Origin of the sequence: Methyloversatilis discipulorum, from assembly GCF_018780585.1 — a bacterium.
Lineage (GTDB): Bacteria > Pseudomonadota > Gammaproteobacteria > Burkholderiales > Rhodocyclaceae > Methyloversatilis > Methyloversatilis discipulorum_B.
On the sequence record NZ_JADMJL010000047.1, the window covers coordinates 1 to 26502 of the forward strand.

Genomic DNA, 26502 nt, shown 5'->3' on the forward strand with positions numbered 1-26502 from the left:
CCTCGTGCCGGCCTGACTTGACCCAACGGGCCTCCTCGAAGGCCGCGACGGTTCACGACTCACGAATCAGTGCGTGCGCCCTCAGCCATTGCAGCGCTCCCGCGATCTTCTCGTGTGGCATCAATATATATCGACTGATAACCTCGGGAACCACTGGCACACCGTTGCGCAAAAGCTCATCCACACGCGCTAAGTCAACTCCATCGATGAAGCGTACCCCCCGTGGATACTCAGCGCTGATCACTATTGGTCTCTCGACGATATAACCACCTTCAACCACAGGTCGCGCAGAAAAGTACGATCGACTTGAATGAGGCGTCACAGTCTCTTGAGAAGAATCGCTTGCACTCATCCGTGACCAGAAGGGTTCATCCTGCCAGTGTGTTTCAGCGATGTAGTGCTGTCGCGCAACCTCGACACGAGAGCGGAAAACCGACTCCGCGCGCTCATCGAAGTAGCGCAGTGCCAAGTCTGTCGACAACGGCCGTCGTACCAAGGTATTGATTACCGGCACCGCGGCGATCGCAGCAGAAACGGCCTCAAACACGCCTTGGCCCGATAGCGGGTCGCACGTGTAGGCGGCATCGCCGATGCGCAGCCAGTCTGCTTCCGCAATCAACCCGCGAAGTATCGGCTGTATGCCGCGAGCACGTACCGGCCCGGTCGGCTTTAGCGCACGCCCGAAACGGCGGGGCAAGCGGCTGAGCGACCGCATGCAGGCCGCGTGCGCTACATCGATATCTCGGTCATGCTCAGCCAGAAAGTCCGGCAGCACAACGACCTGCACATGCGCTTGTCCTTTCGGATCAACCCCGCCCCAAGCCCAACCCGCTTCAAAGGATTCGATAATCGTAGAATGCGGTTGAGCGCGCGCGCCGGCAAAACTGCATGCTAACGATACCAAAGCGGGGCTCGCCAACCGATCTGGAATGGTTTTTGGTGCAGTATGGCCGCGACAATCTGCAAGCAGCGCCGCGTGTATGTGTTGTCGTCGCCCGCTCGCATGTTCAAAGGCAACCGTCATACCCTGATCCGGGCGGCGTTCCACGCTGCGTATCAGACCATCGCACACCGTAATTCCCGCTGCCAGCACGTCACAAAGTAGAGCTTGGTCAAAAGCGCAACGCTCTACAACGAACTCTCCGTTCATCTCTAATTCCTGTGCGTTCCAGCAGGACGTCCGATACCAGCGCTGACGCAGTAGGTTAAGCGCACGGTCGCAGCCGAATAGGCGCAGCGCCTCTGCCACACGCAACGAGAGGCCCTCTATAGCTGGCCGGCTACGCCGGCTCCCCAGCAGTATCGGACGCAGTCCGTGTCTCGAGAGCGCGAGCGCCAACAGGCAGGCTGCAGGCCCGAGCCCGAGGATGGTCACGTCCTCCATGCATTCACCTCGTCACCAATTGCTTGCCCGCGGTAACCCGCATTCCACAGTGCGGCTGCCGTAGCGAGCGTCAGCCCGATCCACAGCAGCGAGGCGAAAGGCAGCACGCGCAGCACCACCACCGCCTGCGCAGCCTGCGGCCCGCCTTCGAGCGCCGCCACCGCGGACGAGGTGGCGACCCACAGCTGCAGATCGCGCGCCCAGCCGCGGTCGATGAAGGGGTGCAGCACATAGCCCGGCTGGTCGGCGTAACGCGCATAGCGGTAGTCGAGGATTTCGCAGATCTGGCGCACCGGCCCGGCGTAGCCGGCGATCGCGCTGCGGGCGTCGCGGTACAGCGTCTGTCCCTGCAGCACGCGCTGCTCCGGCGTCGAAATCTCGATCTGCGCCAGCGCGCGGAAGCTGCCGCCGCCCTGCGTGCGACCGCCGTCGGATGCGCGGTCCACGTCAAGGCCGGTAACGCGCACCGCATAGCCCTGATGCGCGCGCTGCCACGCTCCGTCGATATTGACCAGGTGCTGCGAATAGCCATTCAGCGCCGTCGCCAGCAGCCCGCCCCACAGCGCGACCACCGCACCGAGATGCAGCAGGCCGAGCGGCAGCAGATAGCCGGCGGTGCGCCGGCTGCGCCAGGCGCCGTGCAGGCTCCAGGCTGCACAGCCGAGCGCAAGATAGGCGCCGGCGATCAGCGCGGCGTCGATGCGCGGCAGCACGGCGACGATCTGCTGCGACAGCACGCCACTGCCGGCGTAATGACCGGCCAGCAGGCCGCCCCGCAGGAACGCTGCGGCGCAGGCCAGCGCCGCGACAGCCAGCGTGATCCAGCCCAGTCGTGCCGACAGCCTGCGCGCGAAGAACCAGCCGCCGATCAGCCCGGTCGCGACCATGGGCAACAGCAGCAGGCGCGCCAGTCCGTAGCCGTCGACGTCCCACTGCGCGAAGGCCGCACGCAACACCGGCAATTCGGAGCCGCGCGCCCAGTTGCGCAGCGTTTCGAAGAAGGGCTTCAGGTCGTCCGGCCGCGGCAGGCCCTGCGCACTGGCGTAGAAGGCCCAGGCAAGATGAGCCACCGCCGCCAGGCCGATGAACACGAAAATGAACTGCGTCGCCCGCAGGCCCCAGGCGGCGAGGTTCAGGCGCTTCGCACTCGGAATGGGCCGAACCGCGCGCAGTCCTTGCAGCCACGCAGCAAGTCCGGCCACTGACAGCAGCGCAGCCAGCATCAGGTGGGCCGCCCAGGTCGACGCGCCGACGTAGCGGTGCGAACTGGCGAGCACGTCGTTGCGCGTGACGCCCATCGCGACCGCGGTCAGCACCGCCGCCGCCAGAGCGGCGAAAGGCACCCAGCGCCACATCGTGCGCCCGGGCCGCCAGCCGCCGGCGCCGTGCAGGTGGGCGGCGAGCAGACACCAGACGGCGAACACCGCGGTCTGCACCGGGTCCCAGTGCCACACCTGGCCGTACATCGCATCTTCGAAGGCCCACACCATGCCGAAGCCGATGCCGGCGGTGAGCAGCGCCCAGGCCCGACGTGCGTGCGTCAGCGCACTGCCCGGCCAGCGTGTCTCCTGTCCGCCGAGCGCAGCCAGCGCGGGTGCGGCGAGCGACAGCGTCCACGCGTAGGCGGCGAGGATGAGTGGCGCGTGCACCAGCATCCATATCTTCATCAGGTGCGCATTCATGCCCTGCGACGCCGACTTCTGCAGCCACTCGGCCGGCGTCGCCGCGAAAGGGCCGAGCCAGGCGGCGGTCAGCGCATACCAGGCCGCCAGCAGCGCCGCGACGTCGATGCACTGGCGGCGCTGCGCCGCCCCGCGCGCGGCCAATGTGCTCAGGAAGGCGGCCAGCAGCAGCGTCGTACCTTCGTCGCCACCCCACAGATTGGCCAGCTTCAGATGCAGCGGCAGTTCGGCACCGCTGTAGATCCACACATAGCGCAGGTCGAAACGGTCACCGAGCAGCAGCAGGGCCAGCGCAATCAGCGCGCCCCACAGCAGGCCGGCCGCGACACGCAGCAACGCGGCGCGCCGGGCGCTCGCCACGCCGGCACACAGCGCGGCCGCTCCGGCAGATGCGAGCAGCACATCGCCAAGCGCCGGCAGCACGGTACAGACCAGCGCCGCCCCCAGCACGGCGCCCCACCGCAGACGATCAGGCATGACGGCGCTCCGGTCCGACATGGATCGCCGCCCGCTGCAGCCGCGCGCGCACGTCGCCCGGCGCGACGCCCTGCGCAAGCAGCGCGGCGACCAGCCCGCTCATCCGCGCGGTGGCGATGCTGGCGCCGCCGCCGCGTTCCGGATGACCGGGTTCGATCAGCGCGTGCGTGCCGAAGTCGGCTGCCGCGCTCGCCAGCCACGACAGCTCGCCCGGCGCGCAGCGCGCGTCGCCGGTCACCGCGATGCAGTGCGCGAACGCGGCCGGATACACCGGCGCACCGCGCGCCGGCGCCGACGCGACCAGCACGATGCCGGCGTCGGCGGCGTCGCGGCAGGCCTGCGCCAGCCGAGGGCTGGCGGTCGGCATGCCGAAGCTCATGTTGATCAGGTGCACGCCCTGCCCGATCAGCCAGTACAGGCCGTCGAGCACCGCATCGACCGTCGTTTCACGGCTGCGGTCGAACACCTGCGCCACCGCCAGCCGCGCCTGCGGTGCATGCGCGAGCACGCAGCGCGCGATCTGGCTGCCGTGGCCGCGCGCATCGGCGTCCAGCGGCGCGCTGCCCGACACGGCGTCCACCGCGTGACCGAAGCTGCGGTCCAGCGCGCCGTCGAGCAGACCCACGCGTACGACAGCGGTCATGCGGCGGCCTGCGGAAAATCGATGACGCGGTCGAAGGCGAACTGCGACAGGTCGCGGTGACTGACCACGATGCGCGTCGCCCGCGGCAGCAGCGCGTCGATCGCCGCCAGCGTGCGCAGTTCGAGCGCGCCGTCGAGCGAGGACGTGCCTTCGTCGATCACCAGCAGTGTCGGTGACATCAGCAGCGCACGCGCCAGCGCGACCCGCTGCCGCTCACCGCCGGACAGCGATGCGCCGCGCGGGCCGACCATGGCGTCCAGCCCGTCGGGCAGCCGCGACAGGAAGTCGCTCACGCCGGCCGCCTGCGCCGCCCGCTCGACCTCGTTGCGACTCGCGTCGGGCCGGCCGTAGCGGATGTTGTCGCACAGCGAGCCGGTGAACAGCACCGCCTCCTGCGACACCACGACGACGTGCCGGCGCACCGTTGCGCGGTCTATGGCCTGCAGGTTCACGCCGCCGATGGTGATCCAGCCGGCCGACGGTTCGAAGTGACGATGCAGCAGATCGATGAAGGTGGATTTGCCACAGCCTGAATCGCCACGCAGCCAGACGCGGGCGCCGGCGGGAAGGGTCAGGTTCAGTCCGCTGAAAGCCGGGCGCGCCGCACCCGGATAGCTGAAAGCGAGGTCGCGCACCACGAGGTCGGCGGTCGGCAGAAGGTCTGCCGGCAGCAGGGGCGCATCGTCCGGCACGTCGAGCGCGCGCAGTTCGTCGACGCGGTTCAGGCCCACCTTCACGCGCTGCCACTGCAGGTAGAGCCCCATCAGCGCATGCAGCGGCGCGCTGGCGCGCTGCACGCAAGTGGCGAAGGCAACCAGCGTACCCAGCGTCAGCGCCTCGCCAGCCAGCATCGACAGGCTGCCACCGACGAAGATGCCGATCACGGCCAGCGACAGCAGCAGATTGGGAAAAGCACCGCCGAGATAGCCGAACAGCTGCAGCGACAGCAGGCGCTCGCGCACCGTGCCGTGCAAGGCAGCGAGCCGCTCCAGTTCGCGCCGCTCGGCGGCGTGCGTCTGCACGCACCGCACCGCACCGACCTTCTCGACCAGGAAGCTCGACACTTCGACACCGGCGTCGCGCGACTGCTGCGACAGCTTTTCGATGCGCGGCCGCACCCAGGACAGCACGATGCCGTTGAGCACCATCAACAACGCAAGGAAGAGCGCCAGCTTCGGGCTGAGCAGCCAGAGCAGCACGACGGTGCCGATCAGCGTGAGCACCGAGTTGATCGCCGACAGCACGGCGTCGACGGCGAAGCGCTGCACCTCGCCGAGGTCCCCTTCCAGCCGCGCCAGCAGGTCGCCCTGCCGCATGCGCGAGAAGAAGGCCGGCGACAGCCGCAGCACATGCGCGAACAGCGATTCGCGCATGCGGTGGAGGATGCGCGCCGACGCCGCCACGTGGATGCGGCGGCAGGCGAAGCCGACCGCCAGCGCGAACAGCGCCAGCCCCACCATCCAGCCGCCGCTCGCCAGCACCGCCGCGCGGTCCTGCGCGAGGATGCCGTCGTCGATCAGCGCCTTGGTCAGCACAGGCTGGGCCAGGCCGGCCAGCACGGCGAGCAGCGACAGCAGAAGCACGGCCGCCAGCGCCGGCCACTCCGGTCGGATGAAGTCGCCGGCCCAGCGGTAGAGCGCACCGAGCCGACGGCCGCCCTGCCCCGCGGGCGCCGCCGCGACTGGCGCGGCGCCCGCTGCGGGCGCATGCAGTGCTTCTGCCCGCATGCCGCTCAGCGCTGGAAGATGCGCAGCGAGGTGAGCACCTGGTCGCCACCGCCCGGCGTGCGGATGTTGCCGATGCGCTTCAGCGTGGCGCTGTCGTACACCGCAATGTCGCCCTGGGTGCCGCCGATGTAGAGCTCCTTGCCGTCGCTCGACACATTCACGTTGTAGTAGGTGTGGTCGAGGTCGACGCGGTCCATCTTGCCGGTCTTCGTATTCACCTTGGTGAGCTGGGTGTAGACCGTATAGGTTTCGTCGCGGCGCACCGGGTTCACCACGCTGGAGAACAGCACGACGCGGGCGTTCTCGAATTCCTTGAAATGCACGGTGTCCTTCTCGAGGTCCAGCGTCCAGATGCCGGCGCGCAGTGCGGACGGATCGCCTTCCGGCTTGTTCGCGTAAGCCACGTAGTAGGGCGTGGCGAACACATTGGTCTGTTCCCACTGCGGCCAGATCGCCAGCGTGTCCGGCTCGCCCTGTTCGCCGTTCTTCCAGCTGCGCCATGGGTGCTGGCCCTTGACTGCGCCGGTCTGCGGGTCGAGCTTGAGCATGTCCCAGCTGAAGGCGTACAGCGTGTCGCCCTTGGCCGACCAGGCCAGTGTCGATACGCGGCGCGGCACCTTGAGCTTGCGCACCGGCTCGGCGTCGGTGCCGGCGTCGGTGCGGTAGATCGCGATGTAGGGATCCATCACCTTGTACTCGCCAGGCAGCAGCTGGGTCGGATTCACATAGACCGCCAGTTCCTTGCCATCCGGGCTGAGGTCCATCGGGAAGGGCGACTTGCCACGGATGTCGCCGCCGGACAGTTCGGCGCGGAACACTTCCTTGCCGCTGTCCAGGTCGATGCCGGACACGGTTTCCCAGCGGTTGTGAATGACGTAGGCGGTCTTGCCGTCACGCGAGTGCACCAGCGTGATCGGGCTGTTGCCCATCGAGGTGTTCGGGATGGTGTGCGTCTTCACCACCTTGCGTTCCTTCGCGTCCATCACGAACACGAGGTTGGGGCGCGCGGCGGTGACCAGGTAATCCTTGGCCGCCAGTGCAGCGGTCGGAAGGGCGCCGAACAGCGCGACGCCAAAGCTGGCGGCCAGTGCGGCCGCCGTGGTCTTGATCTTCATGGTCGGGAATTCCTCTTGTACGTTCGCGGGCTTACTTCGGGAACACGCTCTGCAGCGCCTTCCAGTCGCGCGCAGCGTCGTCCTTGCCGGTGTTCCAGTCGGGGTAGGTGTGCAGCGTGTCCGGCACCTGGGCCGGCCACCAGCAGGGGTCGGAACAGCCATACAGATCGGCTTCCATCGGCTGGCACAGGCCGGCCACGCCGAGGAAGGGGTCCAGTTCCCAGCCCGGGTCGAAGGTGGTGGCGCAGCCGGCGACGGCGGCGGTCATCGCGACCACCTTTTCGACCGCTTCGTCGTTCGGGGCGGCTTCGATCTGGTGGGCCTTGCGGTTCAGCGGTTTCAAGCGGTTCATAGTTCAGAGCTCCTGTTCGCGACGTGCTTGTGGAGGAAGGCGGGGTTCATTTCGAGGATTTCGAGGTAGGCCTCGATGCCGAAATCGACCCACTCCCTGAGCAGTTCGCAGTAGTGATAGACCGGCGAATGCGGGTCGCTGAAGTTGGCGTAGGACTCGTGGTAGCAGCCGCCCGAGCACAGGTTGCGGATGCGGCAGGTCGAGCAGCCGCGCTCGGAACGGTCGAGCGCGCCTTCGAGGAAGGCGCCCAGTTCCGCCTTCGCGATGCCGGTGTCGACGTTGCCGAAGGTCGGCAGCTCGGAACCGGTAAAGCGGTGGCAGAGATTCAGTTCGCCCTTGTGATCGACCGCCAGCAGCCCGATGCCGGCACCGCAGGGCAACGCCTTGCGCCGGCCCTCGTACAGGTCGGACAGCATCTGGTGCATGTTCGAGAAGCCGATGTTGCGGCCCTCGACTGCCGCCTCGACGTACTCGCGGCCCAGCGTCTTCATCGCGTCGAACACCGCGCGCAGCTCGTCACCGACCAGGTTGAAGGTGGTGATCGGGTTGCTGGTGACCGGCGCGAAACCCACCTCGGCGAAGCCGAGTTCGTCCTTCAGGTGATGGTGGATGGCCGCCACGTCGGAATAGCCTGCGGTCAGCGTGACCCGCGCACCGACCGCCCGCGCGGTGTAGCGCGACAGCAGCATGCGCGCCTTCTTCGCCACCACCTCATAGGTGCCCTTGCCGCCTATCGTCTTGCGGCGCAGGTCATGCACCGCCTGCGGGCCGTCCATGCTGATCGAGATGCCGAAGGAATGTTCGTTGAACCAGTCGGCGATCTCTTCGGTGAGCAGCGTGGCGTTGGTGGTGAGCGAGAAGTCGACCTGCTTGCCCTCCTCGCGGCAGCGTTCTTCCGCGTAGGCGGTGACCGCCTTGATCAAGCGCATGTTCGACAGCGGCTCGCCGCCGAAGAACACCACGTTGACGCGGTCGCGCTTCGCACCTTCCTTCAGCAGCAGCTCGATGCTCTTCTTCGCCTTGTCGAAGTCGAGCTTCTCGCCCTTGGACGGCGTCGTCAGATCTTCCTTGTAGCAGTAGGTGCAGCTCAGATTGCAGCCGGTGTTCACGTTCAGCACGATGGTGCTGAGCGGAAACTCAGTCACGCTGATGCCGGCGCCGCGGTCGGCCACGGCAGGGTCGCCGCGCAGCACGCCCAGCGACTTCAGGTCCTCGATCGCGTCGGCGATCAGCGCCGGCGAGCCGCTGCCCGAGAAGCGCTGCAGCAGCTCCTCGAAGCTCACGGTCGCCTTCGGCCGCACGAAATCGAGCACCTCGGTGGTCACGCCGTCGAGATCGAAGATGCCGGTGCTCGGCACGTGCAGCAGCACGCGCCGGCCCTTCACATCTACGTCGTGGAAGGCGTGCGTATCGACGTAAAGCAGGTTGGCTTCGGACATGGTGGCTGTTCCGGTGACGGCCCGCGCTCAGCGGATCGGGGGATCGTTGAAGCGCTGCACGGTGACGATCAGCGGCGCCGTGGCCTTGACCGTGCGCGTGCCGTCCTTGACCGCGGCGGTCACCTTCAGCTCGCCCGCGTTGTTGGTGCGGTACTTGCGCTGCGGGTTGGGGCCGGCGTCGTTGGTCATGAACAGGCCGGTCTGGTCGATGCGCCCGGCGAACTTGGCGTCCTTCATTTCCGCCGCCACCTTGTTCAGGTTGTCGAAGGACCAGGTCGCGGGCATCGCACCGAGCTGCACGTCGTCGGCCGTACCCGCCTTGCCGTCGGCGCCGACGGTGTAGGCCAGCGCTTCCAGCTGGGCCGGCACCTTGTTCATCGAGCCGCCGTTGCCGCCGACACGGGCCATCGGGTGGTCGGGCGTGATCTTCACGTAGTCGATGCGCTGATAGACCTTGAGCGCGTCGCCGCTGCGCGCATTGCCCACCTTCACCTCGCGCGGGCCGGTCACGGCGTCCTTCGCCGATTCGACTTCGACCACCACGCGCTCGGCGCTGCGCTCGGCCACCGACAGCACCTTCACGCCATTGCCCAGGCTCACGTCGCCGTCGAGACCGACACCGTTGATGACCAGGCGGCCACGCGTGCCCGCCTTCAGCGCGGCCGGCTGTACCGACAGCACGGTCGGCTTTGCACCGTCCGCTCGCACGGCACGCAGCGTGCCGCCGATCGCGTCGTAACCGGACTCGAACCAGCGTCCGGACAGCGACCGGCCACCGTCGGCCAGCGTCATGACCTGGTTGATCTCGCGCTCGCCGCTCTTCAGCGTCGCGCGCCATTCGTGACCGGTGTAGACCAGAGCCGATCCGCTCAGCTGTTCGCTCGTACCGTTCTCGTAGCGCACGGTCATGCTGACCGAATAGGCGTCGTTGCCGGTACGCTTGACCGTGGCCGTGCCTTCGTAGGCGCCGGTGCCCGGCTTGTGGCCGACCAGGCGCCAGCTGCCGCTCGCGTCGGCCGGCTTCTGCGCCTTCCACTTGTTCCAGCTGTCGGACTCGAAGCCGTACACCTTGCCCAGCTCGACCGAGGCGTCGCCGGTCGCGATTTCGAACCAGTTGCGGTCGCGGCCGCCGGCCTGGATTTCGATGGCCGGAAACTGACCGACATGGAAGTGCACCAGCTTGCGCCAGTCCGCCTCGGTGCGACGCTGTACCGCGATGCGGCCATAGGAGTGGCAGCGCGCGCAGGTATCGCCAATCAGCTTGTTCTCCGGGTGCTCGACCACGCTGGGCGTACGGTCGACGATGTAGCGGTGCGCCGCCGATTCGTCCGGCGACAGGCCGTAGGCATCCGACAGGTATTTGACGATGCTGCTGCGCTCCTCCCGCGTCATCTTGACGCCGTGCGCGAAGCTCATGCGGGCGACCGTCATGTCCCAGCCTTCCGGTGTGCGGCGGCTTTCGCTGATGCGGTCCCACTTGCCGTCGCCCTTGGCAGAGTGACACACTGCGCACTTTGAATTTACCAGCGCTTCCGCTGTCCCATCAGATGCTAACGATTCACTTACCGCGCATCTTGCCAACAATATCGTGAAGAGAATCGCCGTTCGCGACGGCACTCTGTAGTGTTTTATTTCACGCATCTGTTACCTCTTCCTGGATTTTCGTGGGCGACCATAAACCCGCAACAAAGTCTAAAATTCAGAGTTGGTTGTTGCGAAGAAAACAAGTGCAGGCCGATTGCCTACCGCGTGCAGTCTAGAAAAGAGTCGTTGAGTGCGTTATCTCGAAACGGCACTAATTTTTGGTTTCGGTATCAATAATCGGCCTCTTTCGTTCGCTTTTCAGGAAGAGTGTTGACAAGGCGCATGGGTCGACTGACTCCGGTTCTCGCGGCCTCGAGGCTTGAACCTCATGCCAAACCGGTATTCAGATGCCTTCGTCACGATTGACCTCTGTTCGGCTCCCCCGGGTTCTATGCAAAGCAACGTATATGAGAAAACAGGAGTTGCGGGTGTGGGTACCTTGAAAATCCATTCGGCTATCGACTCGTTGCATACCTCAACGATCCGTTGTTTGGTTACAGAGGATCCTCTTCAACATGCTGACAGTCTTCCCATGTGGTCACAGGACTACCTGCAATTGACCCCTGGAAGATTTCGGGGGCGCATAGTTGAGATGTCGTGCGGACCAGTACAGCTGTTTCGTGAAAACATGGACCAGGTGATCGACGAGACTGGCTATCCTCGGGCATCGTCCTACACCTTCGGCGTGCCGGTGACCGTCCATCAGGACGGCTACTGGCAGGCGCAACAGGTTCACCAAGACAGCCTGCTCACGCTGATGCCGGGAGAAGAATTGCACTTCCGAACGCCAAGAGTGTCCGACATCTTCGTTACGGTGATCGACGCCAACACTCTACATTCTCATGCCGAATTGATACTCGGTGAGGATGTGGCCAGCATCGCGACTCGCTCACAGATGCAGACGTTAAGCGCCTCAGCTGCGGCGCGCTATCGGCGGGTGCTTCACGAAGTGATGTGCTGCGTGCAATCCGCACCGGAAGTGTTGCAGCATGCCGCTTCCTCTAAGGCAGTCACAGAATCCATAATCAATGCCTCGCTTACCGCACTGCTGTCGACCTCAGAGCCGAACAAGCGCAGCCGGGGCGGCCATTCTATTCATCGCGCGATTGTCGAGCGCGCGCGCCAATACATACTCACCAATCGCGATATAGCGCCTTCAGTCAGCGACCTCAGCATTCATCTGAAGATGAGCAGGCGGGGTCTCCATCATGCCTTCATGAACGTGCTGGGCATTAGTCCGGTCACTTTCCTACGTTACGTGCGCCTGCACGGCGCACGTAAGGATTTGCTGCACGGAGGCGCGGACGCTTCAGTCAGCTGCATCGCCTGCAAGTGGGGCTTCTGGCATTTAGGGATGTTTTCAACATACTACAAGGCGCTGTTCGGCGAATCACCCTCGTCTACACTCAAGAATCCGCCCCAAGTGCGCCCTGAACCGTGGGCATCTAGCATTGGTGCATTGCCCCCCCCCGACCTTTGCGCCTGAGTACGGCTTGAATCAACTAAAGTCGCTTCACACCGCCAGTCGACAAGTTCAGCTGAATCTGCACCCAAAAAGGGAGTGACAAGCGGGCAACCTTTCTCGGCAGCGTCTCCGCGATCACTTCCGCGGCGCACGCTCCAAGTCGTAGGAGCCCGCATGCGGCGCCCTCTTGGCGAGCTTCAGGGGCCTTCGAAGCCCGGGATCCAGCGGGTGCCCGCCAGCGGGATGCGCGCCATGGCGGCGGCTTCCAGCGTCAGGGCGACCAGGTCTTCGCGCTCCAGGTGATGCACGTTCTGCTTGCCGCAGGCACGGGCGATCGTCGTCAGTTCCATGTTCAGCGTCTTCAGGTAGTTCTTGACGCGACGGGCACCGACATCCGGCTGCAGGCGCTGCTCGAGCAGGGAGTCCTGGGTCGTCACGCCAACCGGGCACTTGCCGGTGTGGCAGTGGTGGCAGAAGCCGGGCTGAGTGCCGAGCGCGTCGTAGCCTTCCAGGGCCGACAGGTGCTGACCGTCCTGGATGTAGGTTTCCGAGTTGCAGCCGAGCGCGTACAGGATGCCCTGACCGATCGCGACCGCGTCGGCGCCCATGGCCAGCGCCTTGGCGACGTCGGCGCCGCTGCGGATGCCGCCGGATACGATGAGCTGCACTTCGCCCTTCATGTTCAGGTCTTCCAGCGCATCGACCGCCTGGCGGACTGCGGCCAGCGTCGGGATGCCGATGTGTTCGATGTAGCAGGTCTGCGTCGCCGCGGTACCGCCCTGCATGCCATCGACCACCACCACGTCGGCGCCGGCATGGACAGCCAGCTTGACGTCGTTGAAGGTGCGGGTGGCACCGACCTTCACGTAGATCGGCTTTTCCCAGTCGGTCAGTTCGCGCAGTTCCTGGATCTTGATCGCCAGATCGTCCGGACCGGTCCAGTCCGGGTGACGGCAGGCCGAGCGCTGGTCGACGCCTTGCGGCAGCGTGCGCATCTTGGCCACGCGCGGGTTCACCTTCTGGCCCAGCAGCATGCCGCCGCCGCCCGGCTTGGCGCCCTGGCCGATCACCACTTCGATGGCGTCGGCCCGACGCACGTCGTCCGGGTTGAAGCCGTAGCGCGACGGCAGGCACTGATACACCAGCGTCTTCGACGAGTTGCGCTCTTCCGGCGTCATGCCGCCGTCACCGGTGGTCGTGGTGGTGCCCATCTCGGTGGCGGCACGGCCCAGCGATTCCTTCACGTTGGCCGACAGCGCGCCGAAGCTCATGCCGGCGACGGTGATCGGGATGTCCAGCTCGAGCGGCTTCTTGGCGAAGCGGGTGCCGAGAATGGTCTTGGTGACGCACTTCTCGCGATAGCCTTCGAGCGGGTAACGCGACAGCGAACCGGCGAGGAAGACCAGGTCGTCGAAATGCGGCAGCTTGCGCTTGGCGCCCATGCCGCGGATTTCGTACAGGCCGTGCGCCGCGGCGTTCTGGATGTAGTCGATGACGCTGCGGTCGAAGCTGGCGGACTCCTCGCGGGAGACGCGCTTGAACGATACGGGTTTGATGTCCATGTTGAGTCCTTGATGTATCCGTGTCTGCACCGGAGGAAGCACCGGGTCGTCCCAAGCTTCCTCGCCGCCCCTCGGGGCCCGGAGCGGCATCGCCGCTCCGTGTGGGTCAATACTCCTGGTTCGCGTCGGCGTTCCAGTGGTACAGGGAACGCGCGGAAGCGATGCGCTTGAAGCTCTTCGGGTCGTGCTCGAGACCGGCCTTGGACAGCAGTTCGGCCAGCGTCGCGTAGTCGGCGTCGGTCATGTCCTCGAAACGTGCATCGGCACCGAGCGACTTGACGTTGCCGCGCAGGTAGATGACCGCTTCGTACAGCGAGTCGCCGAGCGCGTCGCCGGCGTCGCCACAGATGACCATGTGGCCGGCCTGGGCCATGAAGCCCGAGAAGCTGCCGACGCTGCCGCCGACGACGATGTCGCCGCCCTTCAGCGAAATGCCGCAGCGCAGGCCGGCGTCACCGTCGATCACCAGCAGACCGCCGTGGGCGGTGGCGCCGGCGCCGTTCGAGGCGAAACCCTTCACATGCACGGTGCCGCTCATCATGTTCTCGGCCACGCCGGTGCCGGCGCTGCCGTGGATGACGACGCGGGCGTGCTTGTTCATGCCGGCGGCGTAGTAACCCGCATGACCATGCACCTCGACCGTGACCGGCTGGTTCAGGCCGACTGCGATGTTGTGCGCGCCGTCCGGGTTCAGCACCGAAATGTGGCGCTTGTCGCCCTCCTCAAGACCCTTGTGCAGGAAGGTGTTCATCTCGGTCAGCGACGAGCTGGCGAGATCAAAGGTCATGCGTTCCATACGTACATCTCCTCGGGCGCGGGTTCGAACACGTTGGCGTGCTTGACGCCAGGCAGGTGGGCCAGCGAACGGAACTCCGACGCGATTGCGACGTAGTCGTCGGTTTCGGCCACAACAGCGGGCTTGCAGGCGAAGGGGTCGCGGATCAGCGCGAGCTTGTCCGGCGTACCCATCAGGAAGGTGAAGAAGCCGTCCAGTTCGTCGAAGCCCTTCTGCAGCGCGACTTCCAGGTCGTCGCCTTCACGCAGACGCCATTCGAGGAAGCGGCACGCCGCTTCGGTGTCGTTGTCGGTTTCGAAGTGGATGCCGGCCGGCGTGAGCTTGCGGCGGATCGAGTTCGGGTTCGACAGCGAACCGTTGTGCACCAGGCAGAAGTCTTCGCCGGCGGTGAAGGGGTGTGCGCGATCCGGCGTCACCGCCGACTCGGTCGCCATGCGGGTGTGGCCCACCAGGTGCGAACCCTTCATCGACTTGAAGTCGTAGCGGTCGGCCACCTGGGCCGGCGTGCCGATGTCCTTGTACAGGTCGATGGTGCGACCGGTGCTCAGGATGTGCAGCTTCGGATGGTTCTCGCGCAGCCAGCGCTTGACCAGTTCCGGCGACACGGCGAAGGACAGCACCGCGTGGTTGTGCTTGACGTCGATGTGCGCATCGACATCGAGGTGTTCCTTCAGCGCATGCGTCAGGCCGTGCCAGTTGAAGTCCGCACCGTCGTCGGTGAGGCCCGAGTACAGGCTCAGCTTGCGCGAGTTCTCAGCCAGCGTGTCGCCGAACACGGCCAGACCCGCCGAGTCCGGACCACGCTCGGTCATGCCGATCAGCATGGGCACCATCAGTTCGCCCAGGCGTTCCTTCAATGCCGGTGTCTTGACCAGCAAACCCACGATTCCACACATAACAGTTCTCCGGGGATGATCAGAAGAATTCTGAGGTAGCTGCTCACTTCCCAATCGGAAACGTGACGCATGTACTCGACCCACTCCATATGCTTGAGGCGCAGGAACTCATCGACGACCGGACCGAGTGCGGCACGGATCACTTCGTCCTTCTCGAGCGCCACCAGCGCCTCATGCAGGTTCTGCGGCAGTACGCGGATGCCGGCCGCATCGAGCTGGGCCTGGCTGTAGTCGTACAGGTTGTCGTTGTTCGGCGCGCCCGGATCGAGCTCGTTGTTCACCCCGTCCATGCCGGCGGCGATGACCGCGGCCGTCGCGAGGTAAGCATTGCAGGACGCGTCCGGCAGGCGCAGTTCCAGGCGGCCGCCCGGGCTGCGGATCATGCCGCTGCGGTTGTTGCCACCGTAGCAGATGTAGGCCGGTGCCCAGGTGGTGCCAGTCAGCGAGCGGCCGACCACCAGACGCTTGTATGAATTGACGGTCGGGCAGCACAGAGCGGCCAGCGCCGGCGCGTGCTTGAGCAGGCCGGCAGTCCAATGGTAGGCCAGCTTGGACAGGGCGAGGCCGTTCTTGTCCGACTTGTCCTCGAACAGGTTGCGCTTGCCGTCGCCGATGCTCATGTGTATGTGCAGGCCGTTGCCCGGACGGTTCGAGAACGGCTTCGGCATGAAGGAACAGATCAGGCCCAGTTCGGCGGCGATCTCGGCGGCACCCATCTTGAAGAAGGTGTAGTGGTCGCAGGAGGTCAGCGCGTCGGTGAAGGTGTAGTTGATCTCGAACTGGCCGTTCGCGTCTTCGTGGTCGATCTGGTAGACGTCGATGCCGACCGCGCGCAACGATTCGGAAAGACGCTCAAGGAAGACGCGGGCACGCGACAGCCCCTTGTAGTCGTAACAGGGCTTGGACAGCGTGTCGCCCGGGTCGGCCGGCAGGATCTTTCCTTCGACCTTGCGCAGCAGCGAGAACTCCGGCTCCATGCCGGTGTAGAAGGTCCAGCCACGGGCGGTGATCTGCTCCAGCTGCTTCTTCAGCACCACGCGGGTGTCGTACTCGTGAGGCTTGCCGTGGGTGTGACCGTCACAGGCGATGCGCGCGTAACCCGGTTGCCAGGGCACCAGCGACAGCGTGGAAGGATCACCGACCGCCATGTAGTCGGCATCGACATTGGGCGTCATGCCCATGCCCCAGATCGCGAAGCCCGCGAATCCGGCGCCATCCGTGACCACGGTCTTGTAGTGCTCGGCCGGCACCGACTTCGTCTTGGCCGAACCGTGGATATCCACGAACTGCGCGAGGATGTACTTGACCTCGTTTTCCTTCAGGAACTGCTGTGCTTCGCTGTGTGACATCACATTCCCTCCCTGTCTAAACGGCTCTGATCCCACTGATTTGCGTCAGCTTCGATGACGCGCTCTTTGCTTGTTATTGCTGTGCAACCCGCCCCAGTGCATCGAGGCCGACTGCTCCACCTCCGAGATCCGCAGCCACCTCGACCAGCGTGGCCCACAGATAGCCGCCGTAGGTGCCGTCACACCACAGGCGGAAATACGTACCGTCCGCGCCGTCGAGTGCAATCGCGGTGACGCCGACGCCGACCATCGAGGTCATTACCAGCGCCTGCGCACTCGGCGAGAGACTGGCGAAATCGAAGGCGCAGGTCTGGCGGGTCAGTTCGATCGCGTTGCGGCCGGTAATCACCAGCGCGGCGTCGTAGCGCGGCACCGGATAGACGCCAGCGCTCGGCGCGGTGGCGAGCATCGTGGCGGCGCGACTGCCGCCGGCGACGTCCTCGACCAGGAACTCGGTATTGCCCATGCGCAGCACCAGCGTGCCGTCATCGAGGCGCAGATAGCTGTTCGGCCGTTCCGGCGTGGCGATGCCGAGCGCGTTGAGCCAGGCGGCGGCGCCCGGTCCCTTGACGCCGGCACGGCGGCGGAACGACAGGTCGCCGATACCGGCCAGCGGCACACGTGCTGCGTCGGCCGAACCGTAGGCGGCGACGCTCTGCATCGTCTCGACCTGGGTCCACTTCGCCGCGTGCGGCGCCTGTTCGTCGAACAGCGGACTGATGCGAGTAGGGGCGAAGGGGGCGTTCATTCGATTTCCTTCTGGCGTTCGTCTTTCGGGTCGAAGAAGGGCGTGCTGCAAACCTCGGCCGCGACCATGCTGCCGTCGGTGATGCGGATCGAGAACGGCGTACCCGGCTCGGTCATGCTGGGCAGCACGAAGGCCAGACCGATGTAGCGACCGACGTGCGGGCTCCACGAAATGCTGGTCACGCGGCCGGCGATGTCACCGTTCTCGATGATCAGGTGGCATTCCTTGGGCACTTCGCCGCTGTAGTTCTCGGCCAAGCGGAAGCCGACCAGCTTGCGCTTGAGCGGCATCTTCTTGACGATCTGCAGCGAGCGCTTGCCGGTGAAGAAGGGCTTGTCGAGCTTGACCGCCCAGTCCATGCCGACCTCGAACGGGTTGGTCAGGCCGTCGGTGTCCTGGCTCACGATCAGATGGCCCTTTTCCAGGCGCAGCAGACGCTGGGCCTCGACACCGAAAGGACCGATGCCCGCGCCTTCACCCGCCTTCATCAGCGCGTCCCACAGGGTCGGGCCGTATTCGGCCGGCACGTGGATTTCATAGCCCCATTCGCCGACGAAACCGACGCGCATCATGCGCACCGGGATGCCGGCGACGCTGCCGCTGCGCACCGCCAGGTAGGGGAAGGCAGCCGACGACAGGTCCATGTCGGTCAGCTGCGCCAGCACCTTGCGCGAGGCCGGGCCGGCGAGGTTCATCGCCGAGTACGAGCCGGTCAGGTTGATCAGGCCGCAGTCCAGCTTCCACTCGATGTTCAGGCGCGACAGTTCGCGATAGACGGTGGCCGCGCCCGAGCTGGTGGTCGTGAAGTAGAAGACGTCCTCGGCGATGCGCGCCACCACGCCTTCGTCGCTCAGCACGCCGGACTCGTCGCACATGACGGCGTAGCGCGTGGCGCCCACCTTCATGTTGTCGTAGCGGCCGGTGTAGCAGCGGTTCAGGAACTCTGCCGCCTGCGGACCGCGGATTTCCAGCTTGCCCAGCGTGCCGACGTCGATCAGCGCGACGGCGGTGCGCACGCGGCGCGCTTCTTCACGGATACAGTCGATGCGCGACTTGCCCTCGACCGCGTAGTACTCCGGACGCTCCCACGCGCCGGCCTGCATGAACACCGCACCGAGCGCGGCGTGACGGCCGTGCAGCGGCGAGTGACGCTGCGGGCTGAAGCCGCGACCGGCCAGATGCGACAGCGGCACCGGATGGAAGAACGGACGCGCGGTCGTGGTGCCGACCTGCTGCGGCGACTTGCCGGTCAGGCGTGCCAGGATGCGCAGCGCCGTCATGTTCGAGTGCTTGCCCTGGCTGGGGCCCATGCCGACGGTCGAGAAGCGCTTCAGCAGCTCGATGTTGTCATAGCCTTCCTGCACCGCGTTCTCGAAGTCCTTCACCTGCAGGTCTTCGTCGAAATCGACGAAGTTCTTGCCGTCCGGATGGGCGACGATGGGCCAGGCGTGCGACGGCGATTCGGTTTCGGGCGGCACATCGACCTGGGCAGCGCTGCCGTGACCGGCGTGCGCGGCGGCGGCCAGGCCAGCGCGCTGTCCGTCGGCGATGCGCGATTCCAGCTTGAACACGCCATTGACGCGACCACAGGCGAACACGCCTTCCGGCAGCTGGTCCGGCACGAACTGCTGCAGCAGTTCGTCGAAGCGCATCTTGGTGCCGGCCTGGTACAGCAGGTTGGCTGCCGGCGCCCAGCCGGTGCTCATGGCCAGACCATCACAGGCGATGCGACGCTGCGAACCCGACACCACGCGGCCCGAGCCGTCGATGCGGCAGGCGGTAATGCCGGCCAGTTCGCCCTTGCCGTCGGCGTGCGCCTCATAGACGGCGTGGCCAGCGAGGATTTCGACACCCTTGGCGCGCAGTGCGTCGGCCTGTGCCGACGGCGGCACGCTGGCACGCATGTCGAGCACGGCGGCAACGCTGGCGCCCGCAGCGATCAGGTCGAGCGCGACGCGGTAGCCGTCGGCGTTGGCCGCCAGCACGACGGCATTGCCCGCCGGCTTCACCGCGTAGCGGTAGATCAGGCGCTGCATCGCCGAGCCGTTCATGACGCCCGGCAGGTCGTTGTTGCGGAACACCGCCGGCTGTTCGAAGGCACCACTGGCGACGATGACCGCCTTGGCGCGCATCTTCGTCATCTTGTCGGCATCGATCAGCGGCACCCACTGGTCGGCGTAGTAGGCACCGGCGTAGGTGCCCTCGAGCAGACGGATGTTGGCGTGCGCCTTCACCTTGTCGAGCAGTGAGCGGGTGTGCTGACGGCGGACGGCATCGCCGCCGAGCTGATAGAGGCCACTCCCGCCGGCGCGGGCGTTCTCGTCACAAATCACGACGCGGGCGCCGGCATCGGCGGCCGACAGCGCGGCCGACAGGCCGGACGGACCGGCGCCGATCACCAGCACGTCGCAGAAGTCGTAGCGCTTGGCGGTACGGATGTGCGGCGTCGAGAAGTCGACCACGCCGAGGCCGGTGATGCGGCGGAACACGCGCTCCCACATCGGGAACAGGCGCTTGTTGTGGAAGGCCTTGTAATAGAAGCCGACCGGCAGGAAGCGGGCGAACATGCCGAGGTGACGCGCGCGGTCCTTGGCCAGACCGCCGAAGGTGTTCACCGCGGTCAGGTCCATGCCCTCGCGCACGGCGACCACGTCGCCGCGGGTGTTCAGCTTCTGGCCGTCCTGCACCATCACGTTCACGTCGTGATTGGCGGCGGACAGGATGCCGCGCACACGGTGGTACTTGAAGCTGCGGCCCTGGGTGCGCTGACCGGCCGCCCACAGCGCGCTGGCGATGCTGTCGCCGGCGACGCCTTCAAAGGCGCGACCTTCAAAACGGAACCGGACAGTGCGGCTGCGATCGAGCCACTCGTCGGGCATTGCGGGCAGGCGCATCACTTGTCTTCTCCATGCAGATAGGTGCGCAGCACCTTGTCCTTTTCGGTATCGCGCTCGGCGATGAACCAGGTGTTCGACGGCGTGTGGCACCACCATTCCTTCTTCACGCCGGGTGCGCCGTTGCGGTTGAACACGTAGTCGGCCCACTGCTCGTCGGTGCAGGTGTCGGCGTCGGGTGCCGGACGGATTTCGCCCCAGTAGGCGAACTCCGAAATCGGACGCGTGCCGTTCATCGGACAGGTCATCAGTTTCATGTCGTCGTCTCCGCTCTCTGTTCGGCGCTCAGTGACCCACGCTCGCCGCACCCTTCTCGCCGGTCAGCGAGTAGTTGCGGAAGCGGTCGAGCGAGAAGCCGGTGATCAGCTCATGCGGCTTGTCATTGACGGCGGTCCAGGCCATGGTCTTGCCGCAGACCGGCGTCGCCTTGAAGCCCCAGGTACCCCAGCCGGAATCGAGGTAGAAACCTTCGACCGGTGTCAGACCCATGATGGGCGCGAAGTCCGGTGTCATATCGGCCATGCCGGCCCACTGGCGCACCACTTTGGAATGGGACAGGAAGGGGAACATGTCGAGCAGGTGAGCGGCGAGGCCTTCCGGGAAGTCCAGCGTCGAGCGCGTCGATTGCACTTCGTACGGATCGAGCGAGGCGCCCATCACCAGTTCGCCGCGGGCGCTCTGGCTGACATAGATGTGCAGGCTGCCGGACACCAGGATGGTGTCGAGCCAGGGCTTCATCGGCTCGCTCACCATGGCCTGCAGCGGATGCACGAAGATCGGCGTCTTGAAGCCCACCATGTCGGTGATGCGCGGCGTGAAGCCGGCGACCGCACAGATGACCTTGTTGGTCGAGATGAAACCCTTGGTGGTGTGTACTCCGACCACCTTGCCGCCCTTGACCTCGATGCCGGTGACTGCGGTCTGCTGGTGGATTTCCGCACCGCGCATGTCGGCGCCGCGACCGTAACCCCAGGCCACCGCGTCGTGGCGGGCCACGGCACCCGGCGCGTGGTACAGCGCGCCCTGGATCGGCGCATGACCGCCACAGGACAGGTCGATCTGCGGGGTCTGGCGCTTCACCTCTTCCGGGCCGACCACTTCGGACGCGATGCCATAGTGCTTGTTCACCTCGGCGCGCCAGCGCATCGTGCGCATCGCGGAGTCGGTGTGGGCCAGCGTGAAGTGGCCGCGCGTCGAGTAGAAGAGGTTGAGATCGAACTCGGTCGACAGGTCCTGCCACAGCTGGACCGACTTGTCGTAGAACTTGACGCCTTCGGGCGTCAGGTAGTTCGAGCGGATGATGGTGGTGTTGCGGCCGGTGTTGCCGCCACCGATATAGCCCTTTTCGAGCACCGCCACGTTGGTGATGCCGTGATCACGGGCGAGGTAGTAGGCGCTGGAGAGGCCGTGGCCACCCCCGCCGATGATCACCACGTCGTACGAGGGCTTGAGCTTGTCGTGAGCCGTAAACATCCGGGGTTCCGGATGGGACTTCGACAGACCGAATCGCAATAGGCGCCAGGGCATGTGCTTTCCTGTAGTCCAGACTGAAAGGGTGTCGCTTCTGCTGCAATGCAGCGTGTTTCGGGTGAAGCAACTTTTTTTCGAATCATGAACCTTTTTGTACCCAAGTCAACTTAAATTCTTCTTATGAAACCCCGCGTGTAAGATAACGGTCACAAGGGACAGGTAGAGGCCCAGTCTGGAGGCGGAAAAGCAATGAGTACACAAGACGGCGTCATGGAAGGGGAGCTGGAGCGCTACCTCGGAAACACCATCCGGGAGCTGCGCCGGGCGCACGGCCTGACGATTGCCGATATTTCGGAGCGCGCCGACATCAGCCGCGGCATGCTGTCGCGCATCGAGAACGGTCAGACCGCCACCAGTCTCGACGCGCTGTCACGCATCGCGCGCGCGCTCGGCGTGTCGCTGTCGGCGCTGTTCAAGAACTACGAGACGGAGGGCGGCGGCGCGCAGCTGATCAAGGCTGGCGAGAGCATGGAAGTGGCCCGCCGCGGCACACGCAGCGGTCACACCTACCACCTGCTGTCCTATCACCAGGGCCCGACCAAGCTGTTCGAGCCCTTCCTGATCACGATCGAGCAGGAAAGCGAAACCTTCCCGGTGTTCGAACATCCGGGCACGGAATTCATCTACATGCTGGAAGGCCGCATCGAGTACCGGCACGGCAAGACGGTGTACGACCTGCAGCCGGGCGACGCGCTCACCTTCGACGGCAACGTGCCGCACGGCCCGGAAAAGCTGACCAAGGTGCCCATCCGCTTCCTGTCGATCACGATCTACCCGGAAGCCGGGCATGAGTAAGCGGGTAGGGGCTGGGGGCTAGGGGTCAGGGGCTGGTGCGGCCCCCGACGCCTTGAAGCCCTGACCTCAGACGGCGACTTCTCGTGAAGTGATGGTGTAGCTGAAACCGGCCGGGTCGAGGCTGTCCAAGCGACCGGCAGCGGTTTCGCCCTGCGGGTACATCAGGAAGGGCACGGCGGCGCCGTTCGACCCCGGCAGTGCGATGTCGTGCGCGACGTTGTAGGCCAGCCAGTTCATCTCCCACGCGCCGAACAGCTTGTTCCGCGCGGCGACGACGACGTCGTCCTTCAGCGTCAGCCCCGGACGCTCTTCCAGCACCACCTTGCGCACGTCGGCCGGATCGACCGGTACCCATCCGTAAGCGGCCAGCCACACCTCGGCGCGGCAGTGCTGCGCCTTCGTGATGTCGCCGCTCTTGCCCAGGCTCTTGTAGCCGAACTTCGAATCCGCAACGCGAATGCCATAGACATCGCGCGCCGGCAGTCCGACCGAGCGGGCGAGGCCGACGAACAGTGCATTCAGGTCGGCGCACTTGCCCGACAGGTTGCCGCTTTCCAGCATGCTGCGGATATCACCCAGGCCGCAACCGCGCGTCTTCGGATTGCGCTCGGTGTTGTCGCAGATCCATTCGTATAGCGCACGGGCGCGATCGGTGTCGGTCTTCGCGCCGCGCGTTGCCTTCTGCGCGGTATCGAGCACGATGCCGTCGGTCGGCAGCAGTTCGGTCGGCTGCGTGAACAGCCGCCGCTCGGCGGCGTCGAGCGGCGGCACGGCATTCGACGCAGCGAAATCGATCGCGCGGTCGCGAGTGGCGAAGCGACTGACCACCTCGATTTCCGGCGCGGCCTGCCCGGCATTCCACTGCGCGACCAGCATGCGTGCGCCATAGACCGTGTCCTCGGCCACACCGGCGCGCGCGGCATTGCCGTTCCACTCGTTGCCCAGCGTGCGGATCCAGTCGTCGTTGTTCAGCGACGGCAGCGGAATCCACACCGTTACCGCCTGATCACTGGCCACCGGCGTCACCCGGGTCACCACCTCGTAGGTGCGCCAGCCACTCGCTGGCGACGGATCGAAGCCGGCCGGGGCGGCGCGCAGTGCGCCGGGCAGTGAGGCCGACAGGCCGGCCAGCGCACTGGCGTGAATGAAACGACGACGATCCATGGACATTCTCCAGACGAAATTCAATCAGCGCATCAGGCGCTGCAGCTGTTCGCGCACCGCCGTTGCGTTCCAGTCGACAACGCCCTGCGCACGCGCCACCACGCGATGCCGGCCATCGAGCACCACGGTGTAGGGCAGCAGGCGCACACCCCACGCCTTGCTGATGCGCTGCTCGCGGTCGAACAGCAGCGGCAGTGCGACACCGGCCTGATCGAGGAAGCGGCGGGCATCGGCGTCGCGGTCGGCGACGGCAATCGTCAGCACCACGACACCCCTGTCCGCGAGCGCCTGCAGCGCCGGCATTTCCTCGCGACAGGGTTCGCACCACGACGCCCAGAAATTGACCAGCACCGGACGACCGGCGTATGACGCGAGCCGCGTGGCAAGGTTCGCGTCGCCGCTCTGCGGCAATGCCGTCGGCTCGACCAGCGTCAAGGCGGCCGCACAGAACGGCGCCGAGCACAGCGCCAGCAGGCAGGCCGTCAGACGGCCGGCACGCAGAACGGACGGAAACATGTGCGCACAAAGGATGAGTCGAAGCGCGCAGTGTAGTGGCAGCCGGTACTCATTTCATCCGTTCGGCTCGCGCGGCCACTGTCACGCCGCTGTCACCACCCCGTCACCGGCCTGCATTGGGCCGCGATGACACTGTCCACATGCGTCGCGACGATCCCCGCACCGACATCGCCTTCACCGTCGAACGCCTGCAGGCGGCGGACGAGGCATTGCGCATTGCCGTCGTGACCGAGACCTGGCCGCCCGAGGTCAATGGCGTGGCGATGAGTCTGAAGCGCATGGTGGACGGCCTGCTCGCGCGCGGCCACCGGGTGCAGCTGATCCGGCCGAAACAGCATGCGACCGACGCACCACTGCGCGACGGCCCGCTGCGCGAGGTGCTGGCGCGCGGCGTACCGATTCCGAAGTACGGCAGCCTGCGCGTCGGCCTGCCGGCCAAGCAGAAGCTCGCCCGGCTATGGACGCTGGAGCGTCCCGACCTGGTGCATCTCGTCACCGAAGGCCCGCTCGGCTGGTCGGCGATGGCGGCGGCGCGCAAGCTCAAGCTGCCGGTGACCAGCGACTTCCGCACCAATTTCGACGCCTACAGTGCGCACTACGGCATCCGCTGGCTGAAACGGCCGATCGCCGCCTACCTGCGCCGCTTCCACAACCTCGGTCACGCCACCTTCGTACCGACGCAGGCGTTGCAGGCGCAGCTGACCAACTGCGGCTACCGCAATATCGAAGTCGTGTCGCGCGGCGTCGATACCGCGCTGTTCTCGCCGTCGCGTCGCAGCAAGGCGCTGCGCGCAGCCTGGGGGGTCGGCGCGGACGAGCTCGTGATCGCCTTCGTCAGCCGCCTGGCCCCGGAGAAGAACCTCGACCTGGTCGCCCGTGCGTTCGAGGCGCTGCGCCGCGAGCGGCCGGACGCACGCATGCTGTGGGTCGGCGACGGACCGGCGCGCGAAACGCTGGCGCAGCAGTATCCGCACCACCTGTTCGCCGGCATGCGCAGCGGCGAGGATCTGGCCACTCACTACGCCAGCGCCGACCTGTTCCTGTTCGGCAGCCTGACCGAAACCTTCGGCAACGTGTTGACCGAAGCGCTGGCCAGCGGCCTGCCGGTGGTGAGCTACGCCCAGGCGGCCGCGGCCGAACTGATAGAACCCGGCCGCAATGGCCTGCTGGCGCCACCGGGCGACGAAGCGTCCTTCATCGAACAGACCTTGCGCGCCGGCCGCGACAACGCGCTGCGCGACGCGATGGCGACCGGCGCACGACGCAGCGTCGAGCAGCTGGACTGGAACAGCGTCGCGGACACCTTCGCCCGCCGGCTGCGCAACGCCGTCAGCAGCGCCGAAACGCTGCGCCGGGCACGCGACGACGCCTTCTGAAGGCCTGCCGGTGCCGCTCCGGGCGCCGTATACTCGCGGTTTTCCCGCTACCGGCACGCCCTCCATGTCCGTCCTCATCTGCGGCTCCATTGCCTACGACAACATCATGGTCTTTCCGGACCGCTTCAAGCACCACATCCTGCCGGACCAGATCCACATCCTGAACGTGTCCTTCCTGGTGCCGGACATGCGGCGCGAATTCGGCGGCTGCGCCGGCAACATCGCCTACAACCTGAAGCTGCTGGGCGGCGAACCGCTGATGATGGCCACCGTCGGTCAGGACGCCGGCCCCTATTTCGAGCGCTTCGCGGCGCTCGGCATCCCGGTCACCCACGTGCGCCGCGTCGATGACGCCTTCACCGCGCAGTGCTTCATCACCACCGACCTCGACGACAACCAGATCACCGCCTTCCATCCGGGCGCGATGAGCTTTTCGCACGAGAACCGGGTCGGCGACGCGCAGGGCGTGAAACTGGGCATCGTCGCGCCCGACGGCCGCGACGGCATGGTGACGCACGCGCAGCAGTTCGCCGACGCCGGCATCCCCTTCGTGTTCGATCCGGGTCAGGGCATGCCGATGTTCAACGGCGACGACCTGCTGCACTTCCTCGAACTGGCGACCTGGTGCACGGTCAATGATTACGAGGCGCGCATGCTGTGCGACCGCACCGGCCTCAGCGAAGCGCAGATCGCCGAGCGCGTCGACGCGCTGATCGTCACCCGCGGCGGCGAAGGTTCGCGCGTCTATCACGGCGGCACGGTGACCGAAGTGGCCTGCGTACCGGCTGACGCGTTGCTCGACCCGACCGGCTGCGGCGACGCCTATCGCGGCGGTCTGCTGTACGGTCTGTCGCGCGGCGCGGATGTCGTGTCGTCGGCCCGCCTGGCGTCGGTGATGGGGGCGATCAAGATCGCCAGCCGCGGCGGTCAGAACCACGCGCCGACGCGTACCGAGATCGAGCGCCGCTTCCGTGCCACCTATGGCAGCACGCTCGATTTCTGACCCGG

The 26502-nt window shown here is 66.0% G+C and carries 22 protein-coding genes; 4 read left to right on the forward strand and 18 right to left on the reverse strand.

Going from position 1 to position 26502, the window contains the following annotated elements; genetic code table 11:
- Positions 1-52: 52 nt before the first annotated feature.
- The 8 genes from qhpG to peaA are packed head-to-tail and all read right to left on the reverse strand — an operon-like array spanning position 53 to position 10460.
- Positions 53-1384 carry a flavin-dependent monooxygenase QhpG gene (qhpG, locus tag IV112_RS18190; protein ID WP_438362210.1) on the reverse strand — a complete coding sequence of 444 codons (1332 nt, stop codon included), beginning with the start codon at positions 1382-1384 and terminating at the stop codon, positions 53-55.
- A complete protein-coding gene (ccsA, locus tag IV112_RS18195) occupies positions 1372-3543 on the reverse strand; it encodes a cytochrome c biogenesis protein CcsA (RefSeq protein ID WP_304005887.1) in 2172 nt (723 codons plus the stop codon). The genes qhpG and ccsA overlap by 13 nt, the downstream gene beginning before the upstream one ends.
- Entirely contained in the window at positions 3536-4186 is a 651-nt protein-coding gene (qhpE, locus tag IV112_RS18200) for a subtilisin-like serine protease QhpE (RefSeq protein ID WP_304005889.1), read from the reverse strand. Before qhpE ends, ccsA begins: the two co-directional genes overlap by 8 nt.
- A complete protein-coding gene (locus IV112_RS18205; RefSeq protein WP_304005891.1) occupies positions 4183-5913 on the reverse strand; it encodes an ABC transporter ATP-binding protein in 1731 nt (576 codons plus the stop codon). Before IV112_RS18205 ends, qhpE begins: the two co-directional genes overlap by 4 nt.
- Positions 5914-5918: 5 nt before the next feature.
- Positions 5919-7028, reverse strand: coding sequence for a quinohemoprotein amine dehydrogenase subunit beta (gene peaD / locus IV112_RS18210; protein ID WP_304005893.1), 1110 nt, complete (start codon positions 7026-7028; stop codon positions 5919-5921).
- A gap of 31 nt (positions 7029-7059) precedes the next feature.
- The gene (qhpC, locus tag IV112_RS18215; protein ID WP_304005895.1) at positions 7060-7380 is read right to left on the reverse strand and encodes a quinohemoprotein amine dehydrogenase subunit gamma; all 321 of its coding nucleotides are present in this window, start codon (positions 7378-7380) and stop codon (positions 7060-7062) included.
- Complete coding sequence (gene peaB / locus IV112_RS18220; protein ID WP_304005897.1) at positions 7377-8819, reverse strand: quinohemoprotein amine dehydrogenase maturation protein; 1443 nt, start codon at positions 8817-8819, stop codon at positions 7377-7379. The genes qhpC and peaB overlap by 4 nt, the downstream gene beginning before the upstream one ends.
- A 27-nt stretch (positions 8820-8846) precedes the next feature.
- A complete protein-coding gene (gene peaA / locus IV112_RS18225) occupies positions 8847-10460 on the reverse strand; it encodes a quinohemoprotein amine dehydrogenase subunit alpha (RefSeq protein WP_296808202.1) in 1614 nt (537 codons plus the stop codon).
- Positions 10461-11031: 571 nt separating this feature from the next.
- On the opposite strand from peaA, the gene IV112_RS18230 reads away from it, so the two are divergent.
- Positions 11032-11889: a helix-turn-helix domain-containing protein gene (locus IV112_RS18230; protein ID WP_296808200.1), complete on the forward strand. Its 858-nt coding sequence runs from the start codon at positions 11032-11034 to the stop codon at positions 11887-11889.
- 176 nt (positions 11890-12065) lie between these two features.
- Here the strand turns inward: IV112_RS18230 and IV112_RS18235 are convergent, their stop codons facing one another.
- The 8 genes from IV112_RS18235 to IV112_RS18270 all read right to left on the reverse strand — a co-directional run bounded on the left by IV112_RS18235 (position 12066) and on the right by IV112_RS18270 (position 21640).
- Positions 12066-13430 (reverse strand): FMN-binding glutamate synthase family protein, encoded by a 1365-nt coding sequence (locus IV112_RS18235; RefSeq protein WP_296808197.1) that lies wholly within the window; start codon positions 13428-13430, stop codon positions 12066-12068.
- Positions 13431-13536: 106 nt separating this feature from the next.
- Positions 13537-14226: a protein glxC gene (locus tag IV112_RS18240; RefSeq protein WP_019915621.1), complete on the reverse strand. Its 690-nt coding sequence runs from the start codon at positions 14224-14226 to the stop codon at positions 13537-13539.
- Positions 14214-15122 carry a class II glutamine amidotransferase gene (locus IV112_RS18245; protein ID WP_020163141.1) on the reverse strand — a complete coding sequence of 303 codons (909 nt, stop codon included), beginning with the start codon at positions 15120-15122 and terminating at the stop codon, positions 14214-14216. The genes IV112_RS18240 and IV112_RS18245 overlap by 13 nt, the downstream gene beginning before the upstream one ends.
- Entirely contained in the window at positions 15080-16471 is a 1392-nt protein-coding gene (glnT, locus tag IV112_RS18250; protein ID WP_304005901.1) for a type III glutamate--ammonia ligase, read from the reverse strand. The genes IV112_RS18245 and glnT overlap by 43 nt, the downstream gene beginning before the upstream one ends.
- Positions 16472-16544: 73 nt before the next feature.
- A complete protein-coding gene (locus IV112_RS18255; protein WP_304005903.1) occupies positions 16545-17219 on the reverse strand; it encodes a methylglutamate dehydrogenase in 675 nt (224 codons plus the stop codon).
- Positions 17216-20113, reverse strand: a complete 2898-nt coding sequence (locus IV112_RS18260; protein WP_304005905.1) for a 2Fe-2S iron-sulfur cluster-binding protein — start codon at positions 20111-20113, stop codon at positions 17216-17218. The genes IV112_RS18255 and IV112_RS18260 overlap by 4 nt, the downstream gene beginning before the upstream one ends.
- The gene (locus IV112_RS18265) at positions 20113-20370 is read right to left on the reverse strand and encodes a sarcosine oxidase subunit delta (RefSeq protein WP_019915629.1); all 258 of its coding nucleotides are present in this window, start codon (positions 20368-20370) and stop codon (positions 20113-20115) included. The genes IV112_RS18260 and IV112_RS18265 overlap by 1 nt, the downstream gene beginning before the upstream one ends.
- A gap of 28 nt (positions 20371-20398) precedes the next feature.
- On the reverse strand, positions 20399-21640 hold the full coding sequence (locus IV112_RS18270; protein ID WP_024300675.1) for an FAD-dependent oxidoreductase: 1242 nt from the start codon (positions 21638-21640) through the stop codon (positions 20399-20401).
- A gap of 213 nt (positions 21641-21853) precedes the next feature.
- Here IV112_RS18270 and IV112_RS18275 point away from each other — a divergent pair, with 213 nt between their 5' ends.
- Entirely contained in the window at positions 21854-22438 is a 585-nt protein-coding gene (locus IV112_RS18275; protein ID WP_019915631.1) for a helix-turn-helix domain-containing protein, read from the forward strand.
- Between the two features lie 66 nt (positions 22439-22504).
- Here IV112_RS18275 and IV112_RS18280 read toward each other — a convergent pair whose 3' ends face one another.
- Positions 22505-23602 carry a transglutaminase-like domain-containing protein gene (locus IV112_RS18280; protein WP_304005911.1) on the reverse strand — a complete coding sequence of 366 codons (1098 nt, stop codon included), beginning with the start codon at positions 23600-23602 and terminating at the stop codon, positions 22505-22507.
- A gap of 24 nt (positions 23603-23626) precedes the next feature.
- Positions 23627-24118, reverse strand: coding sequence for a TlpA family protein disulfide reductase (locus IV112_RS18285; RefSeq protein ID WP_304005913.1), 492 nt, complete (start codon positions 24116-24118; stop codon positions 23627-23629).
- Positions 24119-24258: 140 nt separating this feature from the next.
- Here IV112_RS18285 and IV112_RS18290 point away from each other — a divergent pair, with 140 nt between their 5' ends.
- Entirely contained in the window at positions 24259-25494 is a 1236-nt protein-coding gene (locus IV112_RS18290; protein WP_304005914.1) for a glycosyltransferase family 4 protein, read from the forward strand.
- A gap of 64 nt (positions 25495-25558) precedes the next feature.
- Positions 25559-26497 carry a carbohydrate kinase family protein gene (locus IV112_RS18295; RefSeq protein ID WP_304005916.1) on the forward strand — a complete coding sequence of 313 codons (939 nt, stop codon included), beginning with the start codon at positions 25559-25561 and terminating at the stop codon, positions 26495-26497.
- The last annotated feature ends 5 nt before the right edge of the window (positions 26498-26502 follow it).